General features: G+C 25.1%; 11 protein-coding genes, 3 tRNA genes, 1 rRNA gene and 1 pseudogene. 5 read left to right on the top strand and 11 right to left on the bottom strand.

All coding sequences use genetic code 11. The features are described from left to right. The first annotated feature begins 6 nt into the window (after positions 1-6). Both APCICONF2801_RS00845 and acpS read left to right on the top strand, forming a co-directional pair. Positions 7-591: a KH domain-containing protein gene (locus APCICONF2801_RS00845; protein ID WP_082252720.1), complete on the top strand. Its 585-nt coding sequence runs from the start codon at positions 7-9 to the stop codon at positions 589-591. Between the two features lie 43 nt (positions 592-634). Next, positions 635-1,012, top strand: coding sequence for a holo-ACP synthase (gene acpS, locus APCICONF2801_RS00840; RefSeq protein ID WP_075431872.1), 378 nt, complete (start codon positions 635-637; stop codon positions 1,010-1,012). An 8-nt stretch (positions 1,013-1,020) separates the two neighbouring features. Here acpS and tadA read toward each other — a convergent pair whose 3' ends face one another. From tadA to dnaQ, 5 genes are all read right to left on the bottom strand, one after another. After that, positions 1,021-1,482: a tRNA adenosine(34) deaminase TadA gene (gene tadA, locus APCICONF2801_RS00835; RefSeq protein WP_075432409.1), complete on the bottom strand. Its 462-nt coding sequence runs from the start codon at positions 1,480-1,482 to the stop codon at positions 1,021-1,023. A 65-nt stretch (positions 1,483-1,547) separates the two neighbouring features. Continuing rightward, positions 1,548-2,027 carry an SsrA-binding protein SmpB gene (gene smpB / locus APCICONF2801_RS00830; protein WP_075431870.1) on the bottom strand — a complete coding sequence of 160 codons (480 nt, stop codon included), beginning with the start codon at positions 2,025-2,027 and terminating at the stop codon, positions 1,548-1,550. Positions 2,028-2,142: 115 nt separating this feature from the next. Continuing rightward, positions 2,143-2,745 carry a nucleotide exchange factor GrpE gene (locus APCICONF2801_RS00825; protein WP_075431869.1) on the bottom strand — a complete coding sequence of 201 codons (603 nt, stop codon included), beginning with the start codon at positions 2,743-2,745 and terminating at the stop codon, positions 2,143-2,145. Between the two features lie 190 nt (positions 2,746-2,935). Beyond that, positions 2,936-3,009, bottom strand: a tRNA-Asp gene (locus APCICONF2801_RS00820). A gap of 57 nt (positions 3,010-3,066) precedes the next feature. Continuing rightward, positions 3,067-3,780, bottom strand: a complete 714-nt coding sequence (gene dnaQ / locus APCICONF2801_RS00815; protein WP_075431867.1) for a DNA polymerase III subunit epsilon — start codon at positions 3,778-3,780, stop codon at positions 3,067-3,069. 69 nt (positions 3,781-3,849) lie between these two features. On the opposite strand from dnaQ, the pseudogene rnhA reads away from it, so the two are divergent. After that, a pseudogene (gene rnhA / locus APCICONF2801_RS00810) lies at positions 3,850-4,293 on the top strand (ribonuclease HI); the annotation flags it as partial. A gap of 346 nt (positions 4,294-4,639) precedes the next feature. Here rnhA and APCICONF2801_RS00805 read toward each other — a convergent pair. From APCICONF2801_RS00805 to APCICONF2801_RS00795, 3 genes are all read right to left on the bottom strand, one after another. Then, positions 4,640-4,712: transfer RNA gene (locus tag APCICONF2801_RS00805), tRNA-Ala, on the bottom strand. 37 nt (positions 4,713-4,749) lie between these two features. Further along, positions 4,750-4,826, bottom strand: a tRNA-Ile gene (locus APCICONF2801_RS00800). A gap of 60 nt (positions 4,827-4,886) precedes the next feature. Further along, positions 4,887-6,437 (bottom strand): 16S ribosomal RNA (locus tag APCICONF2801_RS00795). A 394-nt stretch (positions 6,438-6,831) separates the two neighbouring features. Here APCICONF2801_RS00795 and argS point away from each other — a divergent pair. Then, complete coding sequence (gene argS / locus APCICONF2801_RS00790; RefSeq protein WP_075431865.1) at positions 6,832-8,559, top strand: arginine--tRNA ligase; 1,728 nt, start codon at positions 6,832-6,834, stop codon at positions 8,557-8,559. 7 nt (positions 8,560-8,566) lie between these two features. Here the strand turns inward: argS and APCICONF2801_RS00785 are convergent, their stop codons facing one another. Together APCICONF2801_RS00785 and APCICONF2801_RS00780 are read right to left on the bottom strand one after the other, a co-directional pair. Next, positions 8,567-10,648 carry a flagellar biosynthesis protein FlhA gene (locus tag APCICONF2801_RS00785; RefSeq protein ID WP_075431863.1) on the bottom strand — a complete coding sequence of 694 codons (2,082 nt, stop codon included), beginning with the start codon at positions 10,646-10,648 and terminating at the stop codon, positions 8,567-8,569. A 5-nt stretch (positions 10,649-10,653) separates the two neighbouring features. After that, complete coding sequence (locus APCICONF2801_RS00780; RefSeq protein WP_075431861.1) at positions 10,654-11,784, bottom strand: EscU/YscU/HrcU family type III secretion system export apparatus switch protein; 1,131 nt, start codon at positions 11,782-11,784, stop codon at positions 10,654-10,656. 168 nt (positions 11,785-11,952) lie between these two features. Between APCICONF2801_RS00780 and APCICONF2801_RS00775 the strand changes: the two genes are divergently transcribed. Beyond that, positions 11,953-13,551 carry an aminoacyl--tRNA ligase-related protein gene (locus APCICONF2801_RS00775; RefSeq protein ID WP_082252716.1) on the top strand — a complete coding sequence of 533 codons (1,599 nt, stop codon included), beginning with the start codon at positions 11,953-11,955 and terminating at the stop codon, positions 13,549-13,551. Between the two features lie 32 nt (positions 13,552-13,583). Here APCICONF2801_RS00775 and dnaE read toward each other — a convergent pair whose 3' ends face one another. Beyond that, positions 13,584-17,108 (bottom strand): DNA polymerase III subunit alpha, encoded by a 3,525-nt coding sequence (gene dnaE, locus APCICONF2801_RS00770; protein WP_075431858.1) that lies wholly within the window; start codon positions 17,106-17,108, stop codon positions 13,584-13,586. Positions 17,109-17,186: the final 78 nt, after the last annotated feature.

The following is a 17,186-nucleotide window of genomic DNA, read 5'->3' as shown; positions in this document are numbered from 1 at the left end:
TTATTTATTTTAGAATCTTTAATCTGGACAAATAAAGAACAAAATTTATTAAATTATATGGAAAAAAAAAATATATATTATATAACCATCATTAATAAAATAGATAAAATAAAAAATAAAACTTTATTATTGCCATATATTAAGAAAATATATCAAAAAACACTCAATAAAAAAATTATTTTAATTTCTGCTACAAAAGATAAAAATCTAAATCAAGTGATTAAATTAATACAAGAAAAAATGCCAAAAAATATATATCAATATCCTAAGGAAAAAAAATCAATCTATAATATACAATTTTTAATCACGGAAATAATTAGAGAAACGTTGCTGAATTTTTTAAATAAAGAAATACCATATAATATAAAGATATATATACCAAGTATTATTAAAAATTTAAAAAAAGAATATAACATTGATGCTATTATTTTAGTTCCAAATATTCGATATAAAAAAATAATAATTGGTCAAAAAGGAAAAAAAATAAAACGTTTTAGTATAATATCAAGAAAAAAAATAGAGAATTTTTTATATAAAAAAACACATTTAAAACTATGGGTCAAATTATCTAATATTCAAAAAAATATCTAATAAAATAAGATATTTAATAAATAATTAAAAAAAGAAGAAAAAAATGTCTATTATAGGAATTGGAATTGATATGATTAAAATTAATAGATGTAAAAAATTAATTTTATTACACGGGTTTAAAATACTGAATCGTATTCTATCTTCGAATGAACTTATAAAATATAATAATAAAAAAAAAGAAAATTACTTAGCAAAAATATTTTCTGTAAAAGAAGCTCTTTCAAAAGCATCCGGATTAAATATTTTTAGTAAAATGTTTTTTAAGAATTGCGAACTTGGTAATAATAAAAAAGGAAAACCAGTTTTATTGATATCAGGAAAAATAAAAAAAACTTTAGAAAAATTAAACGTAAAAAAAATTTTTCTTAGTATCACTGATACAGAAAAATATGTACAATCTATTATAATTTTAGAAAAATAAAATTTTTTTTATTTTTTTCTTTTTTTTTTAAAAAAATTACTTAATAAAATTGAGCATTCATATAACAATATTCCAGAAGTAATATTTTTTATATGATGCTTGATATTTTTTTTATATAAAATATTCATAAAATTTGTAATACACTCATATTTTGAGCTATATGAACCATATACTACACGGCTAATGCGTGAAAATACAATTGCTGATGAACACATCCAACACGGCTCATGCGTTACATATAGTATAGTGTTCAATAATCGATAATTTTTTAATGTTTGTCCGGCTTTTTGCATAGATAAAATTTCTGCATGTGCACTCGGATTATGCTGAGTAATACAACTATTCCAACCCATTCCTATTAATTGATTTTTATAAACTACAATTGATCCTATTGGAATTTCTCCTTTTTTTTCACCAATTTTTGCAGCTAATAAGGCGTATCTCATCCAATAAGTATCATTAAATATCATAAAAAAAAGACCTTTAAAAGAGATTTTTTTTAAATAAAAAAACATTCTTTTTTAAAATAAGCAGATTAAATTAAAACTCTTTTAAGCACAGTTTTTTTTTCTCGATTCCATAAACGATTTTTAATATCTATACGTTTATCTCGATTATTTTTTCCACGAGCTATTCCAATCATGATTTTACACCATGATTTTATCCAAAATAATTGAATTGGAATTAATGTATAACCTTTAATATTATAGTATTCTGATAAAATTCTTATTTCTTTTTTCTTTAATAACAATTTTTTTTCTCGATTCACATCATACAAATAAAATGTAGAAGATGCAGATAAAGGTTGTAAATGAATATTAATTAAGAAAGCTTCTTTATTTCGAATCACAATATAACCATTGGTAATTTGTACTTTACCTGATCTGATAGATTTTACTTCCCATCCTAGAAGTTGAATCCCTGCAATAAATTTCTTCTCAATATAAAAATTAAAATATGCTTTCTTATTTAAGAATTTTTTTTTATTTTTATTTTTTTTATTTTGGGTTGTCATATCTGGAAAATATATCCCATAAAAATTTTATATTATTTTAAATATATAATTATTGTCAAAAGAATTATATATTTAAAAAATAAAATAAAAACATCCCGGATTATAAAATAACTTTTTATACCTCAGACTGAGAAACAGAAACCAAAGCAGGACGTAATAAACGTTTATTTAATAAATATCCTTTCTGAATTACGTGCGAAATATAATTATTTAAATATTTTCCGGAAAAATCGATTGACATTGCTTGATGAATTTCAGGATTAAAAGGGATATTAATTGAGTCAATTTTTGTAACATTAAAATCCATAAAAATTGATAAAAATAATTTATTTAGTTTTTTTAAATGAATAGAAACTTCTAAAAAAACTTCTTCATGAATATCAGTTAATGCACTTAAGGATGACTCAATACTATCTAAAATAGGTAGAATTAATAAAAAATACTTATGTAAAAAAAATTTATATACATCTTTTGTTTTTTTTTGTAAGTTATTACGAATCTTAATTATTTCTTTTTTATTTTCTTTAGATATTTTTAATTTCTCTATATTTAATAATTCATATTGATTGACCAAAGAAGTATATTTTTTATTTTTTTTTATATATAATTTTTCCTTAATTACTGTCTTAAAATCTAAAGAGTCATTTTTTTTATCAATGTCTTGAGAGGTTTGAGAAGTAATAGAAGAATCAATCTTTTTATTATTATCGTTTAACATAAATGTTTCCTAAACCCATTAATACTATCCTAAATATAAAAATATTTTCAATATATAAAACTTATATCAATATTTTTTAAAAGATAAAAATAATTTTATTTTTTTTGAAAAATATTATTAATATTAAGAAATAATACTCTTTATTGAAAAAAAATGGTTTAATATTTAATTAGTTTATTAAGAGTGTTTTCGGTGCGGACGGGATTTGAACCCGTGACCTCCGGCGTGACAGGCCGATATTCTAACCAACTGAACTACCGCACCAATATAGTTTTATTATATATCTCTTTATCTATCTAGTCAAGATAAAAATAAAAATTTTTACCATAAAAATTTATTTTTTTTATTACAAAAATTAATTAAAAATTTTTTATGTAATTGTAATTCAGCCTTAGTAGCATATAGTATTTTTAATGGTTGATAAATATCTTTTGTCAAAATTACTTTTTTTATTTCATTTTTTTTATGAATTTCATTATCAGAATTAGAAAAAAATATTTTTTCTTGCTTTACTGTCATAAATAGATATACTTTAGTTAATAATTTCGCATCTAATAACGCTCCGTGCAATGTTCGTTCTCTATTACAAATATTATACCGCTTACATAACGCACTTAAACTGTTTTTTTTACCAGGAAATTGTTGACGCGCTAATTTTAAAGTATCAAGAATTCCGCAAAAATCATTTATTTTCTTAATATTCAAATTTAATAAATGAAACTCATAATCTAAAAATCCAATATCAAAAATAGCATTATGCACTATTATTTCTGCTTTATATAAAAAATTTAATAAATTCTGAAAAATATCTTTAAAAAAAGGTTTATTCTTTAAAAAATTTTCAGAAATCCCATGTATTTTATGAGCCGCTTCATCTATTTGACGATCTGGATTTAAATAATAATGAAGAATCTTTCCGGTTTCTTGACGGTTAATTAATTCTATCATACCAATTTCAATAATTCGATGATTTAAATATATTACTCCATATTTATTCATACCAGTAGTTTCAATATCTAGTACAATTTGTCTCATAAAATATTCTATTTAAAAATTTTTAATTCATAACATTATATCATTTTATATTTTAACTTAGGGGTTTTTATGTTAAAAAAAATTGAAATATTTACTGATGGGTCGTGTTTATATAATCCTGGTCCAGGAGGGTTATGTGCAATAACCCGGTACAAAAAATATCAAAAAGTAATTAAATTTGGATTTTATTACACCACAAATAATAGAATGGAACTGATGGCAGCAATTTTGGGATTAGAATCTCTTTTAGAACCATGTATAGTTAATTTAATTACAGATAGTCAATATTTACGTTTGGGAATAATTTTATGGATTCATAGTTGGAAAAAAAATTATTGGTTAACAAAAAATAAAAAACCAGTCTGTAATCAGGATTTATGGTTAAGATTAGATCAAGTGATTAGAAAACATAATATTAATTGGATATGGACAAAATCACATACAAATCACAAAGAAAATACAATGTGCGATAAAATAGCAAAAAAAGAAGCCAGAAATCCAAAAAAAACTGATTTATATTCCGAACAAAAAATAAAATATTCAATATTAAAAAAAAATTCAGATATAATAATAAAAAATCAAAAAAAAGTATATTTAATTAATAAAAAATTTTAAAAGGATATATGGGGGTAAAATAGGATAAAATATATTTTAAAATCATTTAAGAAATCATCTATCTATTAAAAATAGAGTCTATAATTCAAGAAATGATTAATAAAAATAAATTTCGATTTTTAGAAAATAGAAAAATATTTAATATGATAAGATATAAATAGAAAAATTGATAAAAAAATAAGAGTATGTAATAAAAATAATTTAAAAAAAATATAAAGATAAAATTTTATATATTAAAAAAATTTGGAGCCAAGCGGGATTGAACCGCTGACCTCCTGCGTGCAAAGCAGGCGCTCTCCCAGCTGAGCTATAGCCCCTTTATAAACATAATTTAAATAAATAAAAAATATTTTTTGGTAGGCCTGAGTGGACTTGAACCACCGACCTCACCCTTATCAGGGGTGTGCTCTAACCGGCTGAGCTACAAGCCTGTTTTAAATAAAATATCAGAAAATTTGTGTGAGCACATTCCGATTAAATGTTTTAATATTTAAGGAGGTGATCCAACCGCAGGTTCCCCTACGGTTACCTTGTTACGACTTCACCCCAGTCATGAACCACAAAGTGGTAGGCGTCTTCCAAAAAATTGGTTAGAATACCTGCTTCTTTTGCAACTCACTCCCATGGTGTGACGGGCGGTGTGTACAAGGCCCGGGAACGTATTCACCGTGGCATTCTGATCCACGATTACTAGCGATTCCGACTTCGTGGAGTCGAGTTGCAGACTCCAGTCCGGACTACGATGTACTTTATGAGGTTTGCTTGTCCTTACAGAGTTGCTTCTCTTTGTATACACCATTGTAGCACGTGTGTAGCCCTGGTCGTAAGGGCCATGATGACTTGACGTCGTCCCCACCTTCCTCCGGTTTATAACCGGCAGTCTCCTCTGAGTTCCCGGCCGAACCGCTGGCAACAAAGGATAAGGGTTGCGCTCGTTGCGGGACTTAACCCAACATTTCACAACACGAGCTGACGACAGCCATGCAGCACCTGTCTCATAGTTCCCGAAGGCACTTCAATATTTCTATCAAATTCTATGGATGTCAAGACCAGGTAAGGTTTTTCGCGTTGCATCGAATTAAACCACATGCTCCACCGCTTGTGCGGGCCCCCGTCAATTCATTTGAGTTTTAGCCTTGCGACCGTACTCCCCAGGCGGTCGACTTAACGCGTTAGCTTCGGAAGTCACTTCTCTAAGGAAACAACCTCCAAGTCGACATCGTTTACAGCATGGACTACCAGGGTATCTAATCCTGTTTGCTCCCCACGCTTTCGCACCTCAGCGTCAGTTTTCGTCCAGAAGGCCGCTTTCGCCACTGGTATTCCTCCAGATATCTACGCATTTCACCGCTACACCTAGAATTCTACCTTCCTCTACGAAACTCTAGTTTAACAGTTTCAAATGCAGTTCCTAAGTTAAGCTTAGGGATTTCACATCTGACTTGAAAAACCGCCTACGCGCTCTTTACGCCCAGTAATTCTGATTAACGCTTGCACCCTCCGTATTACCGCGGCTGCTGGCACGGAGTTAGCCGGTGCTTCTTTTGTAGGTAACGTCAATTGTTAATATTATTAGTATTAACCTTTTCTTCCCTACTGAAAGTACTTTACAACCCTAAGGCCTTCTTCATACACGCGGCATAGCTGCATCAGGCTTTCGCCCATTGTGCAATATTCCCCACTGCTGCCTCCCGTAGGAGTCTGGACCGTATCTCAGTTCCAGTGTGGCTGGCCATCCTCTCAGACCAGCTAGAGATCGTAGTCTTGGTGAGCCTTTACCTCACCAACAAACTAATCTCGTCTGGGTTCATCTAAACGCGCAAGGCCTTTTTCAAGGTCCCCTACTTTGGTTTTTCAACATTATGCGGTATTAGCCACCGTTTCCAATGGTTATCCCTCTCATTTAGGTAGATCCCCAGATATTACTCACCCGTTTGCCGCTCGCCGTCAGAAACAAAAACATTTCCACGTTGCCGCACGACTTGCATGTGTTAGGCTTGCCGCCAGCGTTCAATCTGAGCCATGATCAAACTCTTCAGTTTAGTATAAACTTTATTATAAAAATAATTTTTTTTTAAAAATTAAAATTTTATAATACTTATCTGAACATTTAATCTTTATGTGCCCACACAAATTTTCTGAATATTTTTTTAAAGAACAATTTTCTTACAAGCTCTATATTATCTGTTTTAAAAAAAAAGTCAACATATTTTTTTATAAATTATAATATATAAAATTATTTTTAGTTTTTTTAAAATAAATGATATGTTTTTTCAATTTATAAACCATTTTATGAATCATTTTATAAAATAAGAAAAATAATAAAATTTTAAAAAATATGTTACAATTTTAACTCAAAAATCAAAAAAAATATTTTCTAAATATATTGTTACAATATATTTTTACTATTTCATTAATATTAAAGGTTATTCTAATATGTACGTTCAAAAATTTTTAAACAATAAAATATATAAAATTGGAATTAAAATAGGTGCTCCAAAGAAATTTGATCCAATCATTAAAATAAATCATAAAAAAAAAAATATTGACTATCAATGCAACGGAATAATTAAGCTTTCTAATATGCTTCACGAAAAAAAATACCAATTCGCAAAAAAAATTGCCGATTCGCTTAAATTATCTCCAGATTTTCAGTGTGTTAGTGTATCTCAGCCGGGTTTTATAAATATTCAATTTTCTCAATTATGGTTACTAAAACACATTAATTCTCTTAGTCAGAAAAAAAATATCAGAATTAAAACAAAAAATAAAAAAATAGTAATTATTGATTATTCATCACCAAATATAGCTAAAGAACTACATATTGGACATCTCAGATCAACTATATTAGGCGATGCTACCGTAAGAATTATGAAATTTTTAGGACATCAAGTCATCAAACAAAATCATATAGGAGACTGGGGTACACAATTTGGAATGTTAATTGCTTATTTGTATGATCAAAAAAAAGAAAAAAATTTACTAAACAAAAGTGAAAAAATTTATCAAAAGGCATATAAAAAATATATAATCAATAAAGAATTTGCAAAAAAGACTAAAAAATATGTTGTAAAATTACAAAATCATAATAAAAAATGTTTATATATTTGGAGAAAAATAGTCCAAAAAACTATTGAAAAAAACCAAAAAATATATGAAAAGTTAAATGTTAAATTAAAAAAAAAAGATATTTATGGTGAAAGTTTTTATAATTTTATGTTGCCTGATATTGTCAAAGATTTACAAAATAAAGGTATTGCAACTCTATATAAAGGTGCAGTTATTATATATACCGATAAATTTAAAAATCGAAACGGTAAAAATATGGGTATAATTATTAAAAAAAAAAACGGAGCATTTTTATATACTACTACTGATATTGCTTGCTTAAAATACCGATATGAAACATTGAAAGCTAATCAAATTATTTATTATACTGATATCCGACAAAAACAACATCTTTTACAAGTATGGTACATCGCTAAGAAAGCTGGATATATCCCAGAAAATCTCATTCTAGAACATCATTCATTTGGCATGATTTTATCTAAAAATAAAAAACCTTTTAAAACAAGAGACGGCAATGTAATTAAATTAAAAGATTTATTAGATGAAGGAATTTCTAGAGCTAAAAAAATACTACAAGAAAAAAATTCAAAACTCAATAAAAAAGAAATAAAAGAAACAGCTAAAATAATTGGAATTGGAGCAATTAAATATTTTGATTTATCAAAAAATAGAAATCATGATTATATTTTTGACTGGAACCAAATGTTATCCTTTACCGGAAATACTGCACCATATATTCAATATGCATATACCCGTATACAATCAATCCTCAAAAAATTTTATAATGATCATCAAAAAAAAAATATCCACCATACAATACATATCTATACAAAATTTGAAAGACAATTAATATTAAAAATATTACAATTTGAAGAAGTAGTATATAGCATCGAAAAAAAAGGAACGCCACATCTTATGTGTAATTACTTATATGAATTATCAGAAAATTTCTCACATTTTTATGAAAATTGTAGCATCTTACTTTCTAACGATCAAAAAACTAAATATAGTCGACTAACATTAGTTCAATTAACCGCTAAAATAATCAAAATAGGCCTAAATATTTTAGGAATTGATACCGTAAATAAAATGTAAAAAATATTTATTTAATTTCGGTAGTTATACATATTTTACGGGTTTCAATAATTTCTAAATAAGATAATATAATTAAATCTGGTATACTATAATAGTATACTTCAGATAACATTATGCGTAAATCGTGATGGACTAATAATACTATTGGTTCTTTTAATTTTTTTTGATTTACAATAGAATTTTTTGTTTTAATAATTAAATTTTCTAAAAAATTGGGTTCCATAATATTATTTTTAGATCTTACAAGCTGCAATAATATTTTCTCAAGATTTTGACTTAAACCAATCGCATTAATATAATAATTTTGAAAAAAAAACTTCTGAGTAATAATTTTTTTTAGTGATATACGCACAGCACTAGTTAAAGCTGATATATTATTCTTTAAATTGACCCCATGACTCAAAAGAGCTTCTAAAATAGAAGAGATATCACGAATGGGAATTTTTTCTTTTAATAAATTTTTCAAAATTTTCTGGAATGTTGCTGTAGATATTATATTAGGTATTAAATGATCTATTAATTTAGGAAAATTTTCTGAAATATGTTCTATCAATTGATGAATTTCTTGAAATCCTAATAATTCATGTATATTATCAATAAGAATTTTATTTATATACGTAACTAACACTGTAGAGATATCTACGATTGTAAATTTTTTTTGAATGGCTACATCTTTTTCCAGAGGATCAATCCAATACGCAGATAAACCAAAAACAGGTTCTTGAATTTTAATACCAGACAATTGATGCATAGTACTAAATGAATCAATAGCAAGTAATTTTTTTATATAACCCTTTCCTTGTCCATACTCTACACCTTTTATTAAAATTCGATAACAACCATTTTCTAAACTAGAATTATAAGTAATATTAATATTCGGAAGTAAAAAACCAAAATTTTGAGTAATATTTTTTCTTATTACCTGAATTTTTTTTAAAAAATCATTTTCTTGACTCGGTTTTATAATAAATAATAATTTTTTACTTAATTCAATTACAATTGGATTTTCAAATTGAACGTCTCTCCATGATGGCTCCATTATTTCAGAATAACTAAAATTCTTAGAGTCTTCTGATGTGGAAATTTGCACAACATTTGTAGTATATATCCACCATGACAAAAAAAATAAACCAAATGTAAAAATTAAAAACATAAAATTTGGCATACCCGGTATTAAACCAAAAATTCCTAAAACAATACCTCCTAATAAAATAATTTTTGGATTATTAAAAATTTGATAAATCATTTGTTCACCAATATTTTTATCATTAGTACTAACGCGAGTAACAATAACTCCAGAAGCAGTAGAGATAAGTAATGCGGGAATTTGGGTTACCAAACCATCTCCAATAGTTAAAATGCTATAAACAGTAGCGGCTTGTAAAAATGACATTTGATACTGTAAAATTCCAATAGATAAACCTCCGATAATATTTACAATCATTATTAATATTCCAGCAATAGCATCACCCCTAATAAATTTATTTGCTCCATCCATAGCTCCATAAAAATCTGATTCTTGTTCTATAGTATTACGTCGATTTTTAGCTTCTTCTATTGAAATCATTCCTGAATTTAAATCGGCATCTACCGCCATTTGTTTTCCAGGCATAGAATCTAAAAAAAATCGCGCACCTACTTCTGCAATTCTTCCAGATCCCTTAGTGATTACTAAAAAATTTATCACAACTAAAATAATAAATATCACTATCCCTATAGCAAAATTGCCTCCAATTAAAAAAGAACCAAATGCCTCAATTACATGTCCCGCCGAAAAAGAACCTGTATTACCATATAATAAAATAACACGTGTGGACGCAATATTTAATGCTAAACGTAATAATGTTGAAAATAATAAAATAGTTGGAAAGGAAGAAAAGTCAAGAGTGTTCTGAGTAAACATAGATACAAGTAAAATCATAATAGATAATACTATATTAAATGTAAAAAAAATGTCTAATGCAATAGGAGGTAACGGTAATACTAACATGGACAGAATCATAATAATTAATATTGGAACAGAAAGAAATTGCCATTGCTGATTCTTTAATATTTCTATTTTTTTTAAAAATTGTAATAACTTTATCATAAAAATTATTCTCCAGTAAAATATACCGCTGTAGGCACTGATATATATTTTGGTGGTTGAGGATAAATTCCTCCATATTTTTTCCATTTTTGTAATTGCCAGACCCAAGCAAAAACTTCTGCTACTGGTTTATATAAAAAACTAGGTATATCTTTTCTAACGATAGTATTATGATATAATGCCTTAGTTAATTCTGGTAAAAGCAAAATTGGTATATTATGTTTTTTAGAAATTATTTTCATCTTTTTTATTGACTTACCTTGACTTTTTATTAAAACTTTTGGGACAGACATAGTTGTAACATTATATTGTATGGCTACTAAATATTGTATTTGATCTGTAACCATAACATCTGCATTAAAAATATTATCTATTTTTCCTTTTATTTTTTTCATAATATGATAACGATTTTGTTTAATAATTGGATTTCCTTCAAGTTCTTTAAATTCATTTTTAATTTCTTGTAATGTCATTTGCAAATTTTTATAATTTTGATAATGTTTCAAAAAAAAATCTATTATTGCTATAAAGAAGATAATTCCAATTATCATAATAAAAAAAGTATGAATAAAATGAAGCCCTAAAAATAAATTAGACATTAAAGAAAGTTTCATTAATAATATATAGCTAGAATAATATCTCCATAAATAAAACCCAGTAATAAACATAAAAAAAACAATTTTTAAAAAAATTTTAAAAAATTCTAAAAAAATATCTAAAGAAAAAATTTTTTTTATATTATCAAAAATATTTAAAAAAAATAAGTTAAATTTATATTGATTAATAAATAAATAATGATTATAAAAGACCATTGGAGAAATAATTAATATAAAAAGAATACCTATAAATAAAAATAATAAAAAAAAAATAAAATACTTTAGATAATAAAAAAATAAAAAAAATGGTAAAATTTTATCTTCTAATGAATTAGAATTAAAAATAAAACTATGCAAAAAACAGTTATAAAAAAAATAAATAATTTTTTTCCAATTTATTTTTATAAAAAAGAAACAAAACAATAGTATAAAAAAAGAGTTAATATCATGAGAATATGCTAAAATACCTAATTCTTTTGATTTTTTAATTTTATGCGGGGTAGGTTTTTCATTCTTATCTTCATATGACTCACTATTCATGATATTTTCCATTATATTGTATAAAAATTTATAATATTTTATTATATATATAAAAGTATAAAAAAATAAAAAATTTACATATCAAATTGAAAAATTCTTGATAATAAAATTTTTTCTAAAAAAAAATATAAAAATTAAATTTATAAATTATTTTTATCGCTCCTTAAAATGAGAACTTTACTAACCATGTATACCAAAAAATATTTATTATCTACCTTAAAAGAAAAACCCGCGCATAGCAAAACAATCAGTCATCAATTAATGTTACGTGCAGGTATGATTCGTATGTTATCTTCAGGTCTATATTCATGGCTTCCCACAGGATATCGAGTAATTAAAAAAGTAACAAGAATAATTCAAAAAATTATGAATCAATATGGAGCTCTTGAAATATGTTTGCCATTATTACAACCAAAAAAATTTTGGGATCAAAGCGGAAGAAATCAATTATATGGTGAAGAATTAATAAGTTTAACAGATCGTCGAAACAAAAAATTTATTTTAAGCCCTACACACGAAGAAATAATTACATATATTATGCATTATGAAATCAATTCATATAAACAATTACCTATTATGTTTTATCAGATACAAAAAAAATTTAGAGACGAAAAAAGACCTCAATTTGGAGTAATACGATCCACTGAATTTCTTATGAAAGATGCATATTCTTTTCATATAGATCAAAATTCACTTGAAAAAACTTATCAAAAAATATTCAAAATATATATAAAAATTTTTAATAAATTTCAATTAATCTTTCAAGTTAATAAAGCTGATGCTTCTACAATGGGCGGATCAATATCTCATGAATTTAATGCGCTTATACCTAAAAAAAACTCTCAAATATTTTTAAAAAATTTAAATTATATTCAAACCAAAGAAATAAAAATATTTTTTGTAGCTATCAAAAATAAAAAAAAAAAAAATGCTTATGTTGCTTTAATTATTAATAAAATACATCAAATAAATATCAAAAAATTAGAAAATATTTCAATAATTAATCAGCCTATCAAATTTTTAAAAATAAAAAATATTTTTCCAAAAATGCAAAATATTTTAAATATAAAACATATTATAGATAATACTATTTATATAATAGCGGATTTACATGTAAAAAAAATACCTTATTTTATTATTAATACAGAAAAAAAAGTTAGTAATATACTTTGGTATCAAGATATTTTTTTTCATGAATTCATAGATATTTCAAATATAAACAGGGATAATTTTTCTTTAAACGAAGAAAAAAATAAAAAAATAGAAAAAAAAATAGAAATTGGACATATTTTTCAATTAAATACTAAATATTCTTCTATTTTTAATAAAAAAATAAAAAATAAAAAAGGAAAAAATACTTTCGTTCATATGGGTTGTTATGGCATTGGAATTAATCGAATTATCGCGGCAATTATTGAACAGCATTCGGATAAAAAAGGCATTAAATGGCCTTCAAATATTGCTCCTTTTCAAGTTTTTATAATACCAATTCAAATAAATAAATCTATACTTGTTAAAAAATATGCCGAATTATTATATCATGAGTTAAAAAAAGAAAAAATAGAAATATTATTTGATAATCGCTCTGAAAGTTTTGGAAAAATGTTTGCTGATATGAACCTTATTGGTATTCCTCACGGTATTATTATTAGTCAAAAATCTATAAAAATGAAATACGTTGAATATTATTCCAGGGATAATGGTTTAATAAATAATATTTCATTAACAAGTATCATCAAATATATTAAAAAAATCACAAAATATTAATATTTATTATTAATTTTATTTATTAAGTAAATTTATTTAAAAAAAATTATTTCAGTTTCTATTTCTTTAGATAGAAAGTTTATATAATTAAAGAAATTATTATCAGGTTGTATTTTCCAGTTTTTTTGAAAAATATTATATTTTTTTCGATTTTTTTCAGAAACTAAAAATGATATATATACTGGACCTACACAGACATGATGAATTAAATAATTTTCTAGAGAATGAATGATTAGATTGTTTAATAATAAAAAATCATGAATTTTTAATGTAATACTTTTAATACGATTTATGCGAAAAGATTCAAGTTCAAAAATATTCTTAACTAAAAAACGTGAACAACCTCGAAATTTATCAAAATATACTTCACCTGTTGTAATCACAATTACATTTTTTTTAGTTAATAAACGATGTTTATTATCATTATTAGAATCGCTAAAAAATATTATCTCTAAATGACTAAATGAGTCATCTAATTTAATTAGATAAAACTTTTTATTATTTTTAGTAAATTTTATTTTTATTGAAAAAATTATACCTGCAATGATAATATTTTTTTTTTTATTAATCCACGTGCAATCACTTAATTTAGTATTGTCTGTATAGTAATTTATTTCTTTTAAGAAATTTTTAATAGGATGATCAGTTAAATAAAACCCTAAAGTCTCACGTTCCCACTGAAAGTATATTATTTTTTTTTCTACAATATCTTGCACAGTAATTAAGCTAACGTCTTCATTATTTGTGTATTTATCTAAAAAATGATTATAATTAAAATTAAATAAAAAATTTTGTTTTAATTTAATAGCAGATAAATATTGCTTAGCAAAATTCATACAATATTCGATACTTTTGAATAATTGAATTCGACAAACTTGAAAACAATCACAAGCACCAGACATAATCAATCTTTCTAAAATACGACGCGTAATACACTTTGCATGTATTCGAATACAAAAATCTAAAAAATTTTTATATTTCTTTTTCTTCAAATTTCTTTCTTTAATAATATGATCGATAGATGTTTTTCCTAAACCTTTAATAGCACCTAAACCATAAATAATTACTTTATTTTTATCAATAGAAAATGAATAATTACTAATATTGATATTTGGTGCTATAATTTTTAATCTCATACGTCGAGCATCTTGTATCAAAAAAATAATTTTATCAGTATTGTCCATATCTAAAGTCATAGCAGAAGCCATAAACTCTGCCGAATAATTCGCTTTTAACCATAATGTTTGATAGGATATCAAAGCATAAGTAGCGGAATGTGATTTATTAAAACCATAAGCAGAAAACTTTTCTAATAAAGAAAATATTTTTTCAGAAAGATGAGGGCAAATACCAATTTTGTTTGAACCAATTCTAAAAATATTTTTTTGTCTTTTCATTTCTTTCGGATCTTTTTTTGCCATAGCTCGTCGTAAAAGATCAGCTTCTCCTGGAGTATATCCAGCTAAAACCTGCGCAATTTGCATTACTTGTTCCTGATATAAAATAATACCATATGTCGGTTCTAAAATGGGTTTTAATAAATGATGCTGCCATTTTTTATCTGGATATGAAATTTTTTCTCGACCATGTTTTCGGGCTATAAAATTATCTACCATACCAGATTGTAATGGTCCCGGACGAAATAATGCAACTAATGCAATTATATCTTCAAAAGAATCAGGTTGTAATCGACGAATTAAATTTCGCATACCTACTGATTCTAACTGAAAAATAGACATGGTTTCAGCACTTTTTAATAAAAAAAAGCTTTTTTTATCACTTAAGTCTAATGAATTAATTGAAATTTCTGGTATATTTAATTTTTTTTTTTCTATATTAATCTTTTGGACGCAAGAATAAATCATCGTTAAAGTTTTTAAACCTAAGAAATCAAATTTCACTAAACCAACAAATTCTACATCATTTTTATCAAACTGAGTAATTTGATTTTTACCTTGAGAATCACAAAAAACAGGTACAAAATCAGATATTTTTGTAGGTGCAATCACTACGCCTCCTGCATGTTTTCCAATATTTCTTGTTACCCCTTCTAATTTTTTAGCTATATCTATTAATTTTTTAATATCATCATTTAAATTATATAAATTTACCAGTTCTTTTTGTATTAAAAATGCTTTTTCTAATGTCATGCCAGGATCTAAAGGAACCATTTTTGAAATTTTATTTATTAAACCATACGGATATCCTAAAACACGACCTACATCTCGTATTACCGCTTTAGCCGCCATAGTACCAAAGGTTACAATTTGCGCTACAGAATATCGACCATATTTTTTTGAAACATGGTCAATAACTAAATCCCGTTTATCCATACAAAAATCAATATCAAAATCAGGTAAAGATACACGATCAGGATTTAAAAACCTTTCAAATAATAAATCAAATTTTATAGGATCTAACTCTGTAATAAATAATGAATATGCTACTAATGAACCAGGTCCTGAGCCTCGTCCCGGTCCAACAGGTACATCATGATCTTTTGCCCACTTTATAAATTCCATAACGATCAAAAAATAACTAATAAACCCCATTTTTTTTATAATTTTTGTTTCATAAAATAATCGTTTAAAATATATTAAATTATACTTCTTTCTTTCTTTTTTATCTGGGTAATTGTTTTTTAAACGACTATTTAATCCATCTGTTACTTTTTGTAAAAAAAAATTAGAAAGATTAGTTTCTTCTGTAGAAAAAATTGGTAAAAAATATTTTCCAGATGGAATAATAACATTACAACGTTTTGCAATTTCAACACTATTCACTAATGCTTCCGGAATATCAAAAAAGAGCTCTGCCATTTCTTTTTCATTTTTTAAAAATTGTTCCTTAGTATAGGTATAAACAAAATTTGGATCTGATACATTTTTTTTTTGATGAATTGCTACTCGAATCTTATGTATTTTAAAATCTTTTTTTCTTAAAAAAGAAACAGAATTAGTTGCAACTAATGGTATTGAATAAAATAAAGAAGTGTGTTTTACTTTTTTAATATATTCATATTCTTGCTCTTTATCAATACGAGAAACTTCTAAATAATATTTATTCAAAAAATATTTTTTATAAAAAAAAATACATTTTTCTAATAAATATAAATCATTGTTTAATAAACATGTACCTATATCTCCAGTAATTCCTCCTGATAAGATTAATAAGCCCTCTCGATAACGCACAATTTCTTGTAGTGATATCACAGGACCAATATCTTCAGTATAACCTTTTTGATATGCTTCCGAAATTAAATTAATAAGATTTTTATAACCAATATTATTTTTAGTTAAAATTGTTAAATGAAAAATTTTATTTTTTATAATATGTGAACTAATATAAATATCCATGCCAATAATGGGTTTAATTCCATAAATACTAGCTGAAGCACAAAATTTTATTACACCGTATAAATTATTAATATCGGTTATTCCTAATGCCATCATATTTGAATGGTACGCATGTTTTACTAAAGACTCTGGAGTAGCTAATCCGTCAGTCATGGAATAATCACTATGAACTTTTAAATGTACAAATTTTACTTGCAACATATTTTTTTATCCGGTTAAACATTAAAAATTATATAATCAATATAAATTATAATATTCAAAATATATAAATAGCATTAT

The organism is Buchnera aphidicola (Cinara confinis) (assembly GCF_900128735.1).
Classification (GTDB): domain Bacteria; phylum Pseudomonadota; class Gammaproteobacteria; order Enterobacterales; family Enterobacteriaceae; genus Buchnera_F; species Buchnera_F aphidicola_L.
The sequence above is the reverse complement of the archived record's forward strand: the minus strand, read 5'-3'. Positions and strand labels throughout refer to the sequence as shown.